4 protein-coding genes are annotated in these 3,616 nt (G+C 41.0%); all 4 read right to left on the reverse strand.

The genetic code is table 11. From position 1 onward, the window contains the following. Positions 1-158: 158 nt before the first annotated feature. The 4 genes from F6K49_RS37270 to F6K49_RS37285 all read right to left on the reverse strand — a co-directional run bounded on the left by F6K49_RS37270 (position 159) and on the right by F6K49_RS37285 (position 3,255). Entirely contained in the window at positions 159-1,532 is a 1,374-nt protein-coding gene (locus tag F6K49_RS37270; RefSeq protein WP_293105092.1) for a hypothetical protein, read from the reverse strand. A gap of 10 nt (positions 1,533-1,542) precedes the next feature. Then, the gene (locus F6K49_RS37275) at positions 1,543-1,686 is read right to left on the reverse strand and encodes a hypothetical protein (protein WP_293105094.1); all 144 of its coding nucleotides are present in this window, start codon (positions 1,684-1,686) and stop codon (positions 1,543-1,545) included. Positions 1,687-2,299: 613 nt separating this feature from the next. Beyond that, positions 2,300-2,605 (reverse strand): hypothetical protein, encoded by a 306-nt coding sequence (locus F6K49_RS37280; RefSeq protein ID WP_293105097.1) that lies wholly within the window; start codon positions 2,603-2,605, stop codon positions 2,300-2,302. Between the two features lie 392 nt (positions 2,606-2,997). Then, on the reverse strand, positions 2,998-3,255 hold the full coding sequence (locus F6K49_RS37285) for a hypothetical protein (RefSeq protein ID WP_293105102.1): 258 nt from the start codon (positions 3,253-3,255) through the stop codon (positions 2,998-3,000). Positions 3,256-3,616: the final 361 nt, after the last annotated feature.

Raw genomic sequence — 3,616 nt, forward strand, 5'->3', positions numbered from 1 at the left:
AGACAGATTCACCAAGCTTGCCAATCCCGTTGGTAGGCACTGCCCACCCTAAGATTAATCTTACTGCATCGCTTTTTTGATACTGTTCTCGTCAATTCTTATCCTCTACGATTAATCTCCCCACTACATTCATCAAACTAAAAACTCTAGTCAGTCCATCAGCTACCCTTAAAATTCTCTTTAGGAATTAGCTCTAAAGCATAGGGATTATAATATTTATATCTTATGCCTCGACATAAACAATAATATCCATAGGGCAAGCAGGTTTCTTGGGGCAACGGTGCTAGAGCATCGTTCTCTAGTAATTGGTAAACCTCTGCTTCAGACCTAGGCTGATAAACACACCCCAGCCCAGAATATAAACTTTCACCCAGAAGTACAGAGGCTTTGCCCCAGTAAGCCGCTTCCACACCAATGGTTGAACCATAGGTAACCACTACATCGGCCCAGTCTATTAATGCATAGGAGTCAACCTTGGAATCCGGGGGAATAACCTGGACATTTTTTCCCGTTAAAGAATTCCACCAGTTGCGGTCTTCTAATGACTTTTTCTGAAGGTGAGGATGGACTCTAATGGTCAGATAACAGTCCATCCGATTAGAGACCCAAGTGATCACAGACTTTACCGCTTCCTTTTGATTCTTAAAAATTGGATGCTTCGCCAAGTCGCCAACTGCAGCCCATTCATCATCACTAGAAGAGTAGTAGACAATCTGACGATGATTAGCGGTTTGCCTAGGAACCAGATCTTTTTGCTGCTCAGACGTAAAGTTAGTTGAGCCAATTCCCTCTCCCTGCCTTCTATTCTGATAAAAGGTATGTCCTAACTCTTCTCTATCCATACCAGCCTCTTGCCAATAGATTTTTATCTGTTCGCGCAAATAGGCAAAATCATGAGGCGGTTTCTCCAACAGTTCGTATCGATAGTGGGTTATTCCCCGTTCACAGTATTGAACCTCAACACCAAGCTGTTTAGCGGCTTCAAAAATCCCTTTAACGGAAGCCTGTCGTCCATTGAAACCAATAATTTTCTGGGGGTTATATTTGAGAATCAGTGCCCTGGCTTTTTCATAAACAATTGCTGAACATCGCAACAATCGTTGTATATATGGATAATGCTCATCAGGATCGGGATGGGAAGATAAGGTGTGGGATATCAGGGAAGAGACAGTAGCTAAACCCAGATCAGCATCTTTATACTTGTAGGCTCTAAGCTCCCTCAAGCTATGGGGAGCATTTTCGACATAATCTTGGATAGTTAACCGAGTTTTTTCTGGCAACAATTCGTCTGGTAAAGTGGTTACGCCATAGTTTCTTAAAATGCTTTCAAATTTCCATACTAGATCTTTCCAACTTCTTTTTCCCAACTTTCGAGCATATTTATTGGCAATCGTTCTATGGTCATCCGGATTATCGACATAGAGAAATGAAAATCCCGTTTTTTTCCCGGCAACTGCTGCATTAATAGCAATTTCTCCAGTGGTTCCTAGATAAGGAGGACAGGCAAATGACTGAATTACTAATACATCCATACTATATAATTTATAGTTGAGCTGTAAACATAGGATTGATGGGAGCAGGGAGTAGGGAGTAGGGAGTAGGGGGAAGAGTGTGGGGAGTTAAATTCATGTAGGGTGGGCAGTGCATCAGAGGGATTCCTGTGCTGGCCATCGGGTTGGTAGCCACTGCCCACCAAAGATTAATCTGTTCAGTTCATGTAGTTAAGTTCATCTAGGTGGGCAGTGCATCAGAAAGATTTCTTTGCTTGCCATAGGGTTAATAGGCACTGCCCACCCGAAGATTAATCTAAATCCTGAATCCTGTTAAGTTCATTAATGTAAGTATTCAGCTATCAGCTATCAGCTATCAGCTTATGCGCTAGGTGCATAAGCTTAGATGGGCAAATCCCCAGACTTTAAATTATAATGAATCTCGAACTATTAAATTCTTCCGTTCGCGTAGCGTGGCCATAGGCCAAATAGGTTTATTGTAAGCTGACAGCTGACAGCTGTTTGCGTAGCGTATCCAACAGCTGAATGCTTACTTTATAATTAAAATTTCATAATTCCTAACCAGACTCTATAAAAATCTGGTGAAAATTAGTTTAAAACCCAGTGGTTTAATTTTACTTTCCACCAGACGTACTACGGAGCCTAATCCTACAGCAGAGGGTAAATAAATACACCCTTTAAAACCTTTGAGGTTTGAATTCCCTGCAGCTGTACTAATACCAAGTTTGATAGTGCTCACAAGTAGTGATTTTAGCTCCCGTTACTTTGACTAGACCGTCGCCAAACCACTACATTCCTTCGGGACAATCATCCATTGATGGATGCTCTGGTTGGGAAACCTGGTTCTTTTTCTCAAAGCCAAGGCTTAACTCGAAAGTTCCACTGAAGAGGCCTATCATTTCGTCGGCATCAATAGTACCACTACTGTCAAAGTCAGATGAAATTTGACCGATGCTAAATGGTAAGTTAAACTTAAATGCTCCGCTCAAGACAGGGGTAAAACGACCGCCGATGATATGACCCATCATTTCGGCATCCTTCAGTTCAGTCAAGCAGGTTTCCCGAGAAACCTTTAGGTCTGAAATAGTGATCATAGTTAGTAAATTTCCAATTGGTATGCTTAATCGATCAGGGGTAAGTTTTTCTTCATCCTGAAGATAGTTATCCCTGTAATCGGGATAACTATCTTCCTAACCAGCTAGCATCATTTGGAATCATTGGTATTAACTGTATTCAGCTTTTATACCTTATAATTATTACTTTGAAGTAGCGGTATTAGGCGATTATGCACAAGACCTGTAAGACTTCTGCTCAAAATTAGTCGGAAACTCTCACATTACAGTGGTTAACTCTTAATTTATATCAGAGGTCTTAAGGCTTGCCTATTAGTGTTATTCTTGCCCCCGTTGATGCCCCAAAATTGGGGATTTTATGAAAGTTTTGCCCCCCATATATGGGGGGCAAAACCAACAACTAAACGTCGTAATTAGCTATTGATTTTACCACCTAGTTTGAGCTCGAAAGTTCCAGCAAAGATGGGGAGAATTTCATCGGCATCAATAGTACCACTACTGTCGAAGTCATTTGAAATTCGACCAATGCTAAATGGTAAGTTAAAATTAAAGACTCCGCTGAAGACAGGCTGGAACGTTAAACCACCAATGATGTGACCCATAACTTCGGAATCCTTCAGTTCAGTCAAGCAAGCTTCGCGAGAAACATTAAGATCAGAAATAGTAATCATAGTGAGTAAATCTCCTGGAATTTAGCTTTAGTTTGTGTTTGGTGTGAGGTTTGTTCTTTCCTCATCACATTTACATCCTAGGCGGTTTTTTTTAGGGATGCAAGGGGTTTTTCAAAGGGTTATGGACATTAAAAATGCATTGTGTCTTTTAGGGATTAGTTATTGGGGATTAGTCATTTTACCTTTGCATACCAGCCGTTTGCCTGGAATTCTCTGTGATTATTATTCAGTTAGTGAAATGGCTAGTTAGGGAAATTCGGGACATAATTATTGCTGTTTTTTCTTTTGTTCTTTTATTTGTTTTGGGATAAAAAAATGAAGGGGTCTTTGGGGAGTCGGGAGTCGGGAGTGGGGAATCGGG

This window comes from Moorena sp. SIO3I6 (assembly GCF_010672095.1).